7 protein-coding genes are annotated in these 16,389 nt (G+C 41.2%); 5 read left to right on the plus strand and 2 right to left on the minus strand.

From position 1 onward, the window contains the following. The first annotated feature begins 160 nt into the window (after positions 1-160). Positions 161-1,132: an OmpA family protein gene (locus tag A6J60_RS11565; protein WP_096066130.1), complete on the plus strand. Its 972-nt coding sequence runs from the start codon at positions 161-163 to the stop codon at positions 1,130-1,132. Between the two features lie 73 nt (positions 1,133-1,205). Then, positions 1,206-1,931: a hypothetical protein gene (locus A6J60_RS11570; protein WP_096066131.1), complete on the plus strand. Its 726-nt coding sequence runs from the start codon at positions 1,206-1,208 to the stop codon at positions 1,929-1,931. Here the strand turns inward: A6J60_RS11570 and A6J60_RS11575 are convergent. Then, positions 1,919-3,084, minus strand: a protein-coding gene (locus tag A6J60_RS11575) for an IS3 family transposase (RefSeq protein ID WP_096064200.1) whose coding sequence is annotated in 2 segments (ribosomal slippage) — positions 1,919-2,826 and positions 2,826-3,084 — 1,167 coding nt in all. Because the reading frame shifts where the segments join, the coding sequence is not laid out codon by codon here. The two genes, A6J60_RS11570 and A6J60_RS11575, sit on opposite strands and share 13 nt — an antisense overlap. Between A6J60_RS11575 and A6J60_RS11580 the strand changes: the two genes are divergently transcribed. Beyond that, positions 3,019-11,307: a VCBS domain-containing protein gene (locus A6J60_RS11580; protein WP_227526200.1), complete on the plus strand. Its 8,289-nt coding sequence runs from the start codon at positions 3,019-3,021 to the stop codon at positions 11,305-11,307. The genes A6J60_RS11575 and A6J60_RS11580 overlap by 66 nt on opposite strands. Before the next feature lie 1,464 nt (positions 11,308-12,771). Continuing rightward, positions 12,772-13,863 carry a helix-turn-helix transcriptional regulator gene (locus A6J60_RS11585; protein WP_096066133.1) on the plus strand — a complete coding sequence of 364 codons (1,092 nt, stop codon included), beginning with the start codon at positions 12,772-12,774 and terminating at the stop codon, positions 13,861-13,863. A gap of 189 nt (positions 13,864-14,052) precedes the next feature. Here the strand turns inward: A6J60_RS11585 and A6J60_RS11590 are convergent, their stop codons facing one another. Beyond that, positions 14,053-15,048 (minus strand): diaminopimelate dehydrogenase, encoded by a 996-nt coding sequence (locus tag A6J60_RS11590; RefSeq protein ID WP_096066134.1) that lies wholly within the window; start codon positions 15,046-15,048, stop codon positions 14,053-14,055. A 305-nt stretch (positions 15,049-15,353) separates the two neighbouring features. Between A6J60_RS11590 and A6J60_RS11595 the strand changes: the two genes are divergently transcribed. Beyond that, a complete protein-coding gene (locus A6J60_RS11595) occupies positions 15,354-16,328 on the plus strand; it encodes a TauD/TfdA family dioxygenase (RefSeq protein ID WP_096066135.1) in 975 nt (324 codons plus the stop codon). Positions 16,329-16,389: the final 61 nt, after the last annotated feature.

A 16,389-nucleotide genomic window follows, 5' to 3' on the forward strand; every position in this document is an offset into this window, starting at 1 on the left:
ACATAGGCCTATACTGCCTGCTCCCTTATTGTTATTTTTGAATTGAACAACTATTTATTTCTACTAAACAACAACTTAATTTCTATTTCCACTCAAGTTCACTCTTTATGGTCTTCAGTGTTAGAAAATCTTTTAAAACCAAAATTTGGACTTATTTATCATGAAAAACCTTAAATATATCACCTTATCTGTAATGGCATTAGGACTATCATCATGTGTTGGTAGTCCATCACATATATCGAATGGCGAGAATGCCAAGGCAGTTGGTCACGTCAACTGGCAAATAAGTAATCCAATAAATCCTGAAGAGTTAATTAATAAACCAATACCTGAAGACAGTGTGAGTATCTTTTTTCTAAGACCACAAGACAATGATCCTGAACAAACCAGCGCTAATATCGCCATAAATGATCGATTTCAAGTGAGTTTACACCCAGGGCACTATACTCAGGTTTATTCATGCTCAGGCATTAATAGATTAAGTGCAGAGATTACAGGACTTAAAACAAACGATTTATTAGCAAATAGCATTGATTTCAATCTTGCACCAAATAGTAACTATTTTTTCTATGTTGATGTTGATAATGAAGGCAATTCAACCATTCAAGAGGTTACAAATGAGAAAGCTTTAGAGTATTTGCAAGACAAGAGTTACCAATCGCACCAAATCACACGCGTGGTACCAAACTGTCCAGTAGCTGAACCTAAGCCTATACCTCCTGTAGTTGAGCCGGCGCCTGTATTAGAAAAAGAAGTGAGCATAGAACTTGAAGTACTGTTTGACAACGATAAAGCAATTGTCAAGCCTCAGTATTACAATGAAGTCCAAGAGCTGGCTGAATTCATGCAAAAATACAGTAACACCACAGCAGTTATTGAAGGACATACTGATAGTAATGCAAGCGATGAATATAACCAGAAGCTTTCAGAGAGACGCGCGAACGCAATTAAATACATTCTAATCAGTAAATTCAACATCTCACCAGATCGTCTAGAGGCTGTAGGTTATGGTGAACAACGTCCAAGAGCAACAAACAAAACAGCAGAAGGTCGTCAACTGAATCGCCGAACTATTGCCGTTATTAGAGAGCGAGTTCGTGTTGATCAAGATGGCAACCAGATTATTAATTAAAAAATTATTATTATGATTTAAATAAAACTACGTAAAATATTTAAGTGTTAAATTTCAAAATTTAGGGGTAACCATGAAAACAGTTATCGTAAAAGTACATAACAGCAAAGAGACTATTCAAGAGATACAGGTTGTCACAAAAGACGGACAGCCTGATGTTATTAAAGCGGTGAAGAACGTCAACTATGAATTTTTTGACGAATCAATTGGACGTGCGCCAAACCACATTATCACCAAACGCATCAACAATGCTTTACATGTCTCATTTGAACGAGAAGGTAAAGAGACCGACTTAATTATTGAAGATTTTTATAGCACCACAGAGAAGCAAGAAGAAGCAAACCAAATTGATGAAGAAGCGGAAAATCAGCAAGCATTAATAGGTATTGCAGAAGATGGTAGTTATTATTACTACATACCAGATACTGGTGAAGTATATGACTATGTAACGCAGTTAGAAGTGGGTGCTACTGAAGGTCAAGCACTCGGTGGAGAAGAGTTATACGCTCCATGGTGGGTAGCTGCGCCAGTAGGATTTCCATGGTGGTTAGCTGGTTTAGGTATCATTCCATTTTTATCAAATGACGACGATGATAACTATACACCGCCTAATAATAAACCAATCGCTGAGGACGATATTAAAGAAGGTAACGTAGGCGATTCAGTGGTTATTAACGTATTAGAGAACGATAAAGATCCAGATGGTGATCTTGATCCAACGAGTGTACAACTAATTGATCTGACCCCTGCCGTCAAATCCGTACACCTAAACTTGGGAGATTTTGATCAGGCAGCTTGACGATAGAAATCCATCCAAACTTGTCTTGGCGATCTCATACCTAAACTCTGCTGAATCCTGACTTGATTGTAATCTAACTCGATATATTTTATGATACTGTTGATTGCTTCAAATCGAGTTTTGTAATTATGATGATATATCAGCTCATTCTTTAAAACGCCCCAGAAGCTCTCTATTGGCGCATTGTCATAACAGTTACCTTTCGCACTCATAGATCCTTTAAAACCGTATTTACTGATCATTTTGCGATAATCTTCGCTGCAATACTGGCTGCCTCTATCTGAATGTACAATAAGCCCTTGGCTAGGTCGTTTATCCTTGATTGCTTTATTTAAGGCTCTACAGACTAAATCTGCTTTCATGCGTTTATCGATAGCGTAGCCAACCAATTCTTTGGTATATAAGTCTTTGACGCCTGCTAAATAAAGCCAGCCCTCATCTGTCCAAATATAGGTTATATCACTGACCCAAGCACAATTAGGACGGTTAACGCCAAACTGTTGTTTAAGAAAATTAGGATAGACTCGCTTGTTATGGTCTGAGTCCGTTGTCACTTTAAAGCGTTTATGACGTCTACATTTGATGTCATGTTCTTCCTTGATACTACGCACCATGTACTTGCTAATCTCATGTCCATGCTCACTTAAATGTGCATGCAGACGCTGATAACCATATCGCTCTTTAGTCTCACTATGCGCAGCTTTTACAAGCAGCTCACAGCGGTTACGATGTATTTGCTGAGCACTGATATTACGCTTGGTCCAGTCATAGTAGCTTGATGGTTTAATATCAAGGGTTTTACACATGCTGGTAATGCTAAATTCATATTTGTGATGGTCAATAAAGGCGTACCTTACTGACCGTGTTTCGCAAAGTACGCCGTGGCCTTTTTTAGTATCTCTCGTTCTTCTTGTGCTATTTTTAGTTCACGCTTTAAACGCTTCATTTCTTCAAGGGCTGAAACAAGCTCTGGATCGTATTGCTTAGTACCCTTGAGCATGCCTTGATTGGCTTTTCGTTGCCAGTTAGCCAGTGTCTGCATTGGCAGCCCTAACCGCCTAGCTGTAGCACTAACATTGCCACCATTATTCTCTATTGCTTTAACTGCTTCTGCTTTAAATTCTTCACTGTATCTTTTAGCTTTCTTTGTCATGGTAAACTCCTATTTGTCTTCCTTAGTTTACCAAGTTTTTGTCTACGGTTTTTTCAGCATAGCTCAGATCCAGAAACAGGCAAACCTACGGATCAACCAGTTAAAGTGCCAGGTGAGGGTACATGGACCGTTAATCCAAAAACGGGCGAAGTGACCTTTACTCCAGAGAAGGGGTTTAGTAAAGATCCTACGCCAATTGACTATACAGTAAAAGATAAAGCAGGTAATACATCGAATCCTGCAACGATTACTGTTGATTATCCACAAAACCCACCAGTAGCCGAAGACGATACCAAAGAAGGTAACGTAGGCGATTCAGTGGTCATTAATGTATTAGGGAATGATAAAGATCCTGACGGTGACCTTGATCCAGCGAGTGTACAACTAATTGATCCAGAAACAGGCAAACCTACGGATCAACCAGTTAAAGTACCAGGTGAGGGTACATGGACCGTTAATCCAAAAACGGGCGAAGTGACCTTTACTCCAGAGAAGGGGTTTAGTAAAGATCCTACGCCAATTGACTATACAGTAAAAGATAAAGCAGGTAATACATCGAATCCTGCAACGATTACTGTTGATTATCAAAGTAATCCACAGATAATCATTCCACCAAACGAGCCAACGGATCCAGCACCTGTTGACCCAACCGATCCAGATACACCTATTAATGAAGGTAACCCTGCAACACCTGAGAATCCAAATGGTGCAGGTGATAAGACCGTCTATGAAGGTGACGGACCGGTAGAGGGTAGCTTCACCATTGACAAAGACCCAGCCTCAACGATCACCAACATCAAAGTTGGCGGCACAGACATACCTGTTGATAAAGATGGCAACATCACAGAGACCAGCATAGATACAGGTAAGGGTACACTTGTCATCACAGGCTACAACCCAGAGACAGGTGAAGTGACATACACCTATGATCCTGAAGTACAAGATCACACCACAGATGCGCCTGTTATGGACAACATCGAGATTGTGGTAACAGACAGTAATGATAAGACAGGCACAGACAGCCTAGACATTGCTATTACTGACAGTGCGCCTGTGGCTAAAGATGACAGCAACAGTGTTGATGAAGACGCTACTGACAACACAGCGACCGGTAACGTCATTGACAATGATGTGTTTGGTGCAGACGGGCAAGGCACACCTGCGGTAACGCCGATTGCTGATCAAGCGCTTGAATACGGTACGATTACCATCAACGAAGATGGTACGTATACCTACACGCTAGATAACACTAATGATGCGGTTAATGCGCTTAATGATGATGAGACGCTAACTGACACGGTTGAATACACCATTACTGATGGTGATGGCGACACGACGACTGCGAAGCTAACGATTACCATTAATGGCCGTACGGATGAAGCACCACAAGTGGTTATTCCACCAAACGAGCCAACCGATCCAGCACCTGTAGATCCAACCGATCCAGATACACCTGTTAATGAAGGTAACCCTGCGACACCAGAGAATCCAAATGGTGCCGGTGACAAGACCGTCTATGAAGGTGACGGACCAGTAGAGGGTAGCTTCACCATTAATAAGGACCCAGCAGCAACGATCACCAACATCAAAGTTGGCGGTACAGACATACCTGTTGATAAAGATGGCAACATTACAGAGACCACGATTGACACAGGTAAAGGTACGCTTGTCATCACAGGCTACAACCCAGAGACAGGTGAGGTGAGCTACACCTATGATCCTGAAGTACAAGATCACACCACAGATGCGCCTGTTATGGACAACATCGAGATTGTGGTAACAGACAGTAATGACAAGACAGGCACAGACAGCCTAGACATCGCTATTACTGACAGTGCGCCTGTGGCTAAAGATGACAGCAACAGTGTTGATGAAGACGCAGAAGACAACACAGTGACCGGCAACGTCATTGACAACGATGTGTTTGGTGCAGACGGTCAAGGCATTCCTGCGGTGACACCGATTGCTAATCAAGCACTTAAGTACGGCTCAATCACCATCAATGAAGATGGCACGTACACCTACACGCTAGATAATGACAATAGCGAGGTAAATGCGCTTAATGATGATGAGACGTTAACTGACACGGTTGAATACACCATTACTGATGGTGATGGCGACACGACGACCGCGACCCTGACTATTACCATTAATGGTCACACTGATGGTGAGCCTGACATTAAGATCCCAGTTGATCCTGAAGTACCAGGAACACCTGAGAATGAAGGTGCGCCTGAAGGCTTTGGTGATAAGATCGTATATGAAGGTGACGATGCGGTACCTGGCACCTTTACCGTCACAGCAGAAGCGGGTGTTGACACCATTACTGTGGGCGGTCAAGAGATTCAAGACGCCACGGCAGATAACCCTGTCACCATCACTCGTGATGCCGGTACGCTGGTTATCACAGGCTATGATGCGACAACCGGTGAGGTGAGCTACACCTATGATCCTGAAGTACAAGATCACACAGGCTCTGAGCCGAATGTGGACAGCTATGCGGTTGTGGTCACTGATAAAAACGGCGTAAGCTCAAACGATAGCTTAGATATCGTTATCACTGACAGCTTGCCACAAGCCGCTGATGACGCGAATAGCGTTACAGAAGATGCTGAGAACACCGTATCTGGTAACGTGACTGACAACGATAACTTTGGTCTTGACGGCGAAGGTACACCTGCGGTGACGCCGATTGCTGATCAAGCGCTTAAGTATGGCTCAATCACCATCAATAAAGATGGCACGTACACCTACACGCTAGATAATGACAATAGCGAGGTAAATGCGCTTAATGATGATGAGACGTTAACTGACACGGTTGAATACACCATTACTGATGGTGATGGCGACACGACGACCGCGACCCTGACTATTACCATTAATGGTCACACTGATGGTGAGCCTGACATTAAGATCCCAGTTGATCCTGAAGTACCAGGAACACCTGAGAATGAAGGTGCGCCTGAAGGCTTTGGTGATAAGATCGTATATGAAGGTGACGATGCGGTACCTGGCACCTTTACCGTCACAGCAGAAGCGGGTGTTGACACCATTACTGTGGGCGGTCAAGAGATTCAAGACGCCACGGCAGATAACCCTGTCACCATCACTCGTGATGCCGGTACGCTGGTTATCACAGGCTATGATGCGACAACCGGTGAGGTGAGCTACACCTATGATCCTGAAGTACAAGATCACACAGGCTCTGAGCCGAATGTGGACAGCTATGCGGTTGTGGTCACTGATAAAAACGGCGTAAGCTCAAACGATAGCTTAGATATCGTTATCACTGACAGCTTGCCACAAGCCGCTGATGACGCGAATAGCGTTACAGAAGATGCTGAGAACACCGTATCTGGTAACGTGACTGACAACGATAACTTTGGTCTTGACGGCGAAGGTACACCTGCGGTGACGCCGATTGCTGATCAAGCGCTTAAGTATGGCTCAATCACCATCAATAAAGATGGCACGTACACCTACACGCTAGATAATGACAATAGCGAGGTAAATGCGCTTAATGATGATGAGACGTTAACTGACACGGTTGAATACACCATTACTGATGGTGATGGCGACACGACGACCGCGACCCTGACTATTACCATTAATGGTCACACTGATGGTGAGCCTGACATTAAGATCCCAGTTGATCCTGAAGTACCAGGAACACCTGAGAATGAAGGTGCGCCTGAAGGCTTTGGTGATAAGATCGTATATGAAGGTGACGATGCGGTACCTGGCACCTTTACCGTCACAGCAGAAGCGGGTGTTGACACCATTACTGTGGGCGGTCAAGAGATTCAAGACGCCACGGCAGATAACCCTGTCACCATCACTCGTGATGCCGGTACGCTGGTTATCACAGGCTATGATGCGACAACCGGTGAGGTGAGCTACACCTATGATCCTGAAGTACAAGATCACACAGGCTCTGAGCCGAATGTGGACAGCTATGCGGTTGTGGTCACTGATAAAAACGGCGTAAGCTCAAACGATAGCTTAGATATCGTTATCACTGACAGCTTGCCACAAGCCGCTGATGACGCGAATAGCGTTACAGAAGATGCTGAGAACACCGTATCTGGTAACGTGACTGACAACGATAACTTTGGTCTTGACGGCGAAGGTACACCTGCGGTGACGCCGATTGCTGATCAAGCGCTTAAGTATGGCTCAATCACCATCAATAAAGATGGCACGTACACCTACACGCTAGATAATGACAATAGCGAGGTAAATGCGCTTAATGATGATGAGACGTTAACTGACACGGTTGAATACACCATTACTGATGGTGATGGCGACACGACGACCGCGACCCTGACTATTACCATTAATGGTCACACTGATGGTGAGCCTGACATTAAGATCCCAGTTGATCCTGAAGTACCAGGAACACCTGAGAATGAAGGTGCGCCTGAAGGCTTTGGTGATAAGATCGTATATGAAGGTGACGATGCGGTACCTGGCACCTTTACCGTCACAGCAGAAGCGGGTGTTGACACCATTACTGTGGGCGGTCAAGAGATTCAAGACGCCACGGCAGATAACCCTGTCACCATCACTCGTGATGCCGGTACGCTGGTTATCACAGGCTATGATGCGACAACCGGTGAGGTGAGCTACACCTATGATCCTGAAGTACAAGATCACACAGGCTCTGAGCCGAATGTGGACAGCTATGCGGTTGTGGTCACTGATAAAAACGGCGTAAGCTCAAACGATAGCTTAGATATCGTTATCACTGACAGCTTGCCACAAGCCGCTGATGACGCGAATAGCGTTACAGAAGATGCTGAGAACACCGTATCTGGTAACGTGACTGACAACGATAACTTTGGTCTTGACGGCGAAGGTACACCTGCGGTGACGCCGATTGCTGATCAAGCGCTTAAGTATGGCTCAATCACCATCAATAAAGATGGCACGTACACCTACACGCTAGATAATGACAATAGCGAGGTAAATGCGCTTAATGATGATGAGACGTTAACTGACACGGTTGAATACACCATTACTGATGGTGATGGCGACACGACGACCGCGACCCTGACTATTACCATTAATGGTCACACTGATGGTGAGCCTGACATTAAGATCCCAGTTGATCCTGAAGTACCAGGAACACCTGAGAATGAAGGTGCGCCTGAAGGCTTTGGTGATAAGATCGTATATGAAGGTGACGATGCGGTACCTGGCACCTTTACCGTCACAGCAGAAGCGGGTGTTGACACCATTACTGTGGGCGGTCAAGAGATTCAAGACGCCACGGCAGATAACCCTGTCACCATCACTCGTGATGCCGGTACGCTGGTTATCACAGGCTATGATGCGACAACCGGTGAGGTGAGCTACACCTATGATCCTGAAGTACAAGATCACACAGGCTCTGAGCCGAATGTGGACAGCTATGCGGTTGTGGTCACTGATAAAAACGGCGTAAGCTCAAACGATAGCTTAGATATCGTTATCACTGACAGCTTGCCACAAGCCGCTGATGACGCGAATAGCGTTACAGAAGATGCTGAGAACACCGTATCTGGTAACGTGACTGACAACGATAACTTTGGTCTTGACGGCGAAGGTACACCTGCGGTGACGCCGATTGCTGATCAAGCGCTTAAGTATGGCTCAATCACCATCAATAAAGATGGCACGTACACCTACACGCTAGATAATGACAATAGCGAGGTAAATGCGCTTAATGATGATGAGACGTTAACTGACACGGTTGAATACACCATTACTGATGGTGATGGCGACACGACGACCGCGACCCTGACTATTACCATTAATGGTCATGATGATCCTACAGAGATTAAGCTTGGTCCAACGCCTCATGTCTCAGAGGAAAGGCTGCCTAACGGAAATCCTGATAATTCACCCAAAGGTATTGATACTACAAATGAGTTGAAATCAGCCAGTACTATTAATATCAAAGATGTTGATACGGACTTATCTGAGGCAACCGTTGTATTTATAACACCACCAGAAAAAGGTGATATTACCTCTAAGGGGCTAGATGTTGAATGGGTAAAAGATCCGAACAAGCCAAATGATTGGATAGGACAAAAGACAGATACAGAAGGTAATACTAAAGAGGTTATTCGTTTATCTGTAGCAGAAAAAGGAGTCAAGCAAGACGATGATAGTTATAACTTTGACTATACGGTAACACTATCAGATCAAGTAGATCATCCGAATCCTCAAATTGAAGATAACTTGGATATTCACTTTGATATTGAGGTTAGAAACGGTGAGACTGTGTTAGCGACTATAACTGATAAAGCTGTAGCAGTTGTTGAAGATGACTCACCCGTAGCTTATCCGGTTATCTACAATATTGATGTACCTATTGACACGATTCAAATTAAAGGGTTGGAGACTGGTTTTGTAGAAACTGAGTTTACAAACCCAGCAAGTAACTTTAACGTAGCAACCCAGCTGAAGGATATTAATGGGTCGCGTCCAGGAACAGGACAAACTGCAGTAGAAGCTAAGTCTTATGCAAGACTTAATAGTTATGGACAGGTTATTGAACGTAATATTGAGCGTGCTCAGCAAGATACTGACGATATGGATGAGGGTGTCTATTGGGGAGGTCCTTATTACAACGCAGGTAACTATCTACAGCCTGCAGGTTATGAAACTCACGAGAATGAAGTTTATACCAAATCAGGTGTGCAGTTAACTGAAGGTGTAGACTCCTTTAAACTAGGCACCTTTACGCATGAAAACTATACGGTAGCTTTATCTGATGGTGTATTAAAAGATACTACCTTGCGAGTCCAATTTGACTTTACGGTTAATGGGGAGGCATCTAATATTGTTGAAAACTTTAAGATGTATCATATAGAAACACCGAATACTCGTTATGATGTTAGTCAGAGAAAGATTATTGATATGAAGGATATTTATAATCCTGGATACTCTAGTACTACAGCAGATGATTTCGTTGTTATCGATACAGCAACAGACCCAGTAGTTATTGGAGGTAAAGAGTATCGCTTAAAGCTTGAAGGATTTACTCCTGTCGAAGGTAGTGGACTTGGAGAAGGTACAGAGGCTGGGCTGCTACATGACAGCGTGCAAAACTATGAGTATCTGTTAGGCTTGAAAATCTACTACACACAGTTGATTAACTACTATTCTCAAGTATTAAATACGGGTGGCTATGCTCAAGATCAGTATAACGATGCCAATTTCCAAAAAACTTTATTTACGAATGCTAGAGATGCTATAGACAGAGCGCTTAATAGTGTTACTCGTGAGCAAGTTGAAAATGGCGACTTCCTGATAGTAAATAGTCCAGAGAGAGGAACCAACACCTTTGATATCGAAGCATCATTTACCCCCTTGATTCCAACACCTGAACTCAAGGACAACTTGGTAATCAGTGAAAAGATATTATTAGGTGGTGATATTATTGACTTTAATGATCCGGAGCAAAAAGCGGTAGTATGGTCAACTACGGATGAAGATGTTATAGACATTACGAATCCTAAGGTAGGTGTGACTGAGTTTGCTTCTAAATATGGAGTATTCACAGCATCTAAAGATGGTAGTTACTTCTTTACTGCTGCTAAGGATATACGCCAGCAAGTTGATCTGAACGAAGATGATGTGTTGACTTTCAACTATACATACTCTGATTATGATGGTGATACAGTTGAGTCAACGGTTGTCTTAAACTTTAACGACTATGCACGTCCTAAACCTCTCCAACCTAAATTCACTGAGGGTACAGAGGACTATGACTATATAGTTGGCACCGAGTTTGCAGACACTTTAAAAGGTGGTGACGGTAATGACACGCTCGTAGGTCTAGCCGGCGCTGACACCTTATTGGGTGAGGGAGGTGATGATCGCATATATTACAACCCAGAAGCCAAGATTATAGATGGCGGTGAAGGTAAAGATACGCTTATTATGGATGAGTCAAAAGTATCCTATGATAAGTTTGATTTTTCAAATGTTCATAATATTGAAGTCATAGATACCAAAGATGGTGTTCAGCAGAATATCAGCCTTTCAGTATCAGATGTTACTAATATGACAGATGAAAATAATACTTTGTTTGTCAAAGGTGATAGTAATGATAGCTACAAGCTAACAGGCTTCACTGAATCATCAAGTGACCAAACTGGTTATTCGATGTATACAGGTGATAATGGAGTGACCTTATATATCGATACTGAGATAACGAACATTATTTTGTAATCTAAGTTCGATTGTTTCAATAGTTATAAGCTGAATTTAAGAAAGCCAGATACGTAATGTATCTGGCTTTTTTTATTTTTTATAACTATGAATGGAAACTTAATAAGAAGCGCTAGCTATGCTCTAAACAGAACAATTTAAATGTGAAATATCTTATGAAATATATTTCAGGAGTCTTTAAATTTGAGCAAAATATTCACTGCAATTTAAATATTATCCATTTTAAAAGAAGCTGATATAGGAATACCTGCCAAAGAACGATGCCATAAATAAGTTATTGCCAGCTCCATCTTCTATTATTAAGGCTGCTAAAAAAATTAGGTAACTGTTTTAGTGATATAAGCTTTATTGATAGCAGAGTTAAATTCAAACACGCTTGTAAATAGGTTTCTGATGTAAAAATTTTTAAATAAGAAAGCCATATATTTAAACAGGTGTATGCTGATTTAAACCTAAAGGTGCAAATGTAGGAAAATATTATAAAAAGCTATAGCGCTAACTGCATATTCTAATCAACATAACCATTCACTAATATATGATGTGACTAATCAATCTTATGAATAATCCATTAATATCAACGCATAATTACTAACCTCATTTAAACTATTAAATAAATAGTATTTTAAATGAGATTAGTAAATTTACTGAAGAATAAATCAAGATATGCAATACCAAAAGACTCCACGATTCATTTGATGATATGACATCTGCTAAATATAGACTGGGAGATTAATGGTTCTACAATTATGTTGTGTTAAGAACCAGGTGTTTATATTATTTGATCTGTTAGTTTTTAGTCCTGTCTATTTTATAATTCCTTATGCTCATTTAATATGGATTATAAGTAGCTTTTCATATACATAAACAAAGTTTGAAAATGAAGACCTTCTGTTTCCAATATACACTCAATTAAATGGACCTAAGCTTAGATTAATTAAAAAAAGTAAATAGTGGCTACTCGATTGCATTGGTAATTTGGTTAATCTATTGGTTTTAAACGAATAAATCTTAATTATTTTTTGATTTTTGTGTAAATATACTAAAAATAAAGTACTTTTATAGTTAATTGTTTAGTGGGTTGTTACAGTTTCAATCAATTAACTATTCCCAATTTATTAATGTTAGTGTAAGCTCTTTTGTATATAATATCTTTAGCTATTATAAAAGTATAAAAGCATTTTCATTATAAATAGTTTGCTTTATAAGTTGCTTTTTTGAGACGTTAGCTGAGTATATTTCAATATATAGCCGATACTATCTATGGAGAATTATCTTATCAGTTTTCTAGCTGTATCGGTTTGATGCTTATTTAAAATCAATACATTTAATAAGTTAAATGGTAATGTTGTACCAAAAAATAGGCAACTGTTTAAGAGATTATTAAGTTTAATTAAAAAAGGAAGTATGTTGTTATATTGTATATACTTATATAGCCCTAGGCTTTGATTTAAGAGAGTGCTATATATGAAACAAGAAAACCCAATTAAACTCGAAAACCTAAGTGTCCATAAAGAAACAATTTTAGTATATAGAAAAGCTTTGGTAGACTACTTGTTTTCCATTAATAGAGCGCAAGATATACCAGAAGTTATAGCTGGGTTTGTCGACTTAGATCAAATTCCTGGTAATAGAGTAGCAGTGACTGTGGTTATTGATAACTTGCATACGATCATGACTTATTTTCAAGATGAGTTTATAGGGTTAAAAGTTGTGAACTTTATTGATATTAAAGCGTTGCGTTTATATCAAGGTCTAAGTAAATGTATTGCCCCTTTATCTCAAAATGTGAGCCAAGAAGTATTGTTCATCGTGTCTTGTCGTTTAATCATAGGCTATTTAACAATGTTGACGGATATGGTGGAAATCAATCTGATGACAGATGATAACAAGGTATGCTTGGAATTTCGGCCAGTTGCTGAACATATGATTAACAAAAACCATATGGATATGATTGTTTTTATTATTGTAAAAATCGTGCACGCTATTAGTGGTATTAAGCCTACACATTTAGACGTTCCTTACAGAGTGGCTACCCATGATTTACGGTTTTATAATACGTATGTTGGGGTTAAGGCGAAGTCATCTAAGCATAATGCTCGCTTGAATTACTATTTAGGGCAAAGTATTAAAACTTTATTTAAAAGCTCTACCTATGCTAGTTTTAGAAAAGTATCGAAAGGCAATTTGTTTATTAACCCTATTAATAATATGTTGAACGATGAGTTTTTACCTTTAAGTTATATAGAAAAATGCAGACGTGTACTTTTTACGACTATGGGTATTTTTGAGCCTACTAGAGATCAAGTATCGCAGGCATTAAATATGAGTATTAGTAGTTTACAACGTCGGTTAAGCGATGAAAACACCACCTTCAATGATGTGCTATTAGACTTAAGAAAAGAGTTGGCATATAAGTACTTGATTCAACATAGAATGCCGTCATCTTATGTTGCATATTTATTAGGCTATAAATCCAGCAGTCAATTTTTTACAGCCTTTAAGCGTTGGTTTGGAGTGACACCTAAAGCGTATCAGCAGCTACACCTAACCGAATGATATATCATTCGTATTATCAAGTAACCTAGCGCTTATCTGATAACTCAATAGGGTTGAGAGTAACTCCAGTCATGACTAAAAGGCTTAGGCCCTATAGAGCAAAGAAACCCAATAAATAAGCCTTAATCAAAAGATTGAGGCTTATTTTTATAGAAGCGTTTATGCTTAATGAAAAAGATTCGCTAACCTCTACAGCAACTCTTTACGCAGCTGTGCAGGGGACTTCGGTGACAATAAACCAGGGGCAACGTCAAACACTGTTTTTGCACCGCTGTCACCAGCAGCATTCATCTTATAAGCTGCGCGCGCATAAGCGACTAGTACACTGGCGGTAAACTCAGGGTTGCTGCCAAGCTTTAATGAAAACTCCATCGCTTGTTCATGCTTATTGTTATAGACACCGCTGTTGCCACTCCGCATCACAAAGCCGCCATGAGGCATGCTGCGATGGTCACGCTCAAAGGTTGCTTGATCGATAAAGTGAACGGTAGTGTCATAGTCAGCGAAGTAGTCTGGCATAGTGACAATGGCGTTACGAACCGTCTCTGCATCCGCACCTTCTTCTAGTATCACATAGCATTCACGGGTGTGCTTTTCACGTGTGGTTAGGGTCGGACGCTCGCCGCTACGTACGCGCTCGATAGCCGACTCAGAAGGCAGCGTGTATTGGACACCTGACTTAACACCATCGACACGGCGCACCGCATCTGAGTGACCCTGGCTTAAGCCTTTACCCCAGAAGCTGTAAGTCTCACCAACCGGAAAAATGGCTTCACCGTATAAGCGATTGATTGAAAATAAACCTGGATCCCAGCCAACCGATAATAGGGCAATTTTGCCGCCTTTTTTAGCAGGCGTATCGAGTGATTCATAGTACTCAGGAATCTTAGCGTGGGTATCAAAGCTATCGACAATATTAAACGATTCAGCCAATTGTGGGCCTTGCTCAGGTAGATCAGACTTCGAGCCACCACATAAGATCAGCACATCGATTTCATCTTTATGTTGCTCGATATCATCCATGGCATAGACAGGAACGTTGTCATCAATCAAGGTGACCGAAGCGGGATCACGGCGACTAAAGACGCCGACCAGCTGCATGTCTTCACATTTTTCGATCGCCGCTTGCGCGCCTCGACCTAGATTGCCATAACCGGCAATCGCCACTTTAATTACTGATGTCATGATAAATAAGCCTTATATCAATGTGTGTTTAACAGATGTAGTGTTAGCAAAAGGTAGAAAATACCAAATGTATTAACATGATTTCGATTATAACAAACAGCGATAGTATTGAGCCAGATTGGCAAGCAATAAGTCTGAAACACACCAGGTATTTTGGTCTTATATGTTTTTATTAATAAGCTTTTGAAATATAAAACTTGTTTAATAATTCACCCTATAGGTACAATGGGTTTAGGTGTCCCCCCTTTTGTTGACTGTATTAATTACAGTTTTGTTTATAGTTGTACTCACTGTGGAGATAACGTATGGATACAATGCTAACCACCCCAATCACTGATAAATGTGCATGGCAGGGCAAGGATATTGCTGATAAAGACGATTGGATTATCAGATTAGACGCACATTTAATGGCTGTATTAGACAGTGCGTTAAAGACGATTGAGGCGAAAAATTTACACGCGCCAGACTTTGAAAAAAGCGATGTACCTATTGAAGATGATGCTTTTTTAAAGATGGTTAATGCGGTGTCTGAAGAATTAGAAAACGGCTATGGCTTTATTGTCATCAAAGGTCTTGATGTCTCGGTCTATAACGAGCAGCAGCTAACCGATATCTTTTATATTTTAGGTTTGTATTTAGGCGTGCCGGTTATTCAGAACAAAGAGCGCCAACTTTTAGGCTTTGTAGAAAATGTCGGCGATGTCAATGACAAGCAAACCCGAGTGTATCAGACCAATGAAAACCTACCGTTTCACGCAGATTTATCCGATGTGGTTGGATTGCTGTGTGTGCGTCAAGCAAAGACTGGCGGTGAGAGCAGTTTGGTGAGTTTTTCTGCAGTTTATAACACCATTTTAAAAGAATATCCTGAGTACCTAGCTTATTACTATCATCCTGCTTACCTGAATCATTTGGGTAAAGATGGTCCCGGCCTGACGCCTATGTTTAGCTACTGGGATGGCAAGCTGGCGTGTCGCTATCTAAGAAAATACATCGAGACTGGCCATGAAATCATGGGTGTGCCCATGTCTCGAGTGCAAATTGATGCGTTAGATATCTTTGATGAAATCAGCCATCGTCCAGAGTACCGATTGGACATGATGCTTGAGCCAGGCGATATCCAGCTGTGTAATAACTATGTGGTGATGCATTCTAGACAGTCGTTCGAAGATTATCCTGAAAAAGAGAAAAGACGTAAGTTGGTTAGATTGTGGCTAAAAGTGCCTAATGCCAGAACGCTTGCGCCAGATTTCCCAGGTAAAAATGGATACACCTTGTAGTCGTATGGATGACTGACAACTATAAAATCATACCTGCCGCAAACCCTAACCGCTTTAACCA

Origin of the sequence: Psychrobacter sp. FDAARGOS_221 (genome assembly GCF_002313155.2) — a bacterium.
GTDB lineage: Bacteria > Pseudomonadota > Gammaproteobacteria > Pseudomonadales > Moraxellaceae > Psychrobacter.

Coding starts and splice junctions, on each gene's coding strand:
- A6J60_RS11595 (WP_096066135.1), top strand. CDS start 15,354: ATGGATACAATGCTAACCACCCCAATCACTGATAAATGTGCATGGCAG.
- A6J60_RS11570 (WP_096066131.1), top strand. CDS start 1,206: ATGAAAACAGTTATCGTAAAAGTACATAACAGCAAAGAGACTATTCAA.
- A6J60_RS11590 (WP_096066134.1), bottom strand. CDS start 15,048: ATGACATCAGTAATTAAAGTGGCGATTGCCGGTTATGGCAATCTAGGT.
- A6J60_RS11585 (WP_096066133.1), top strand. CDS start 12,772: ATGAAACAAGAAAACCCAATTAAACTCGAAAACCTAAGTGTCCATAAA.
- A6J60_RS11565 (WP_096066130.1), top strand. CDS start 161: ATGAAAAACCTTAAATATATCACCTTATCTGTAATGGCATTAGGACTA.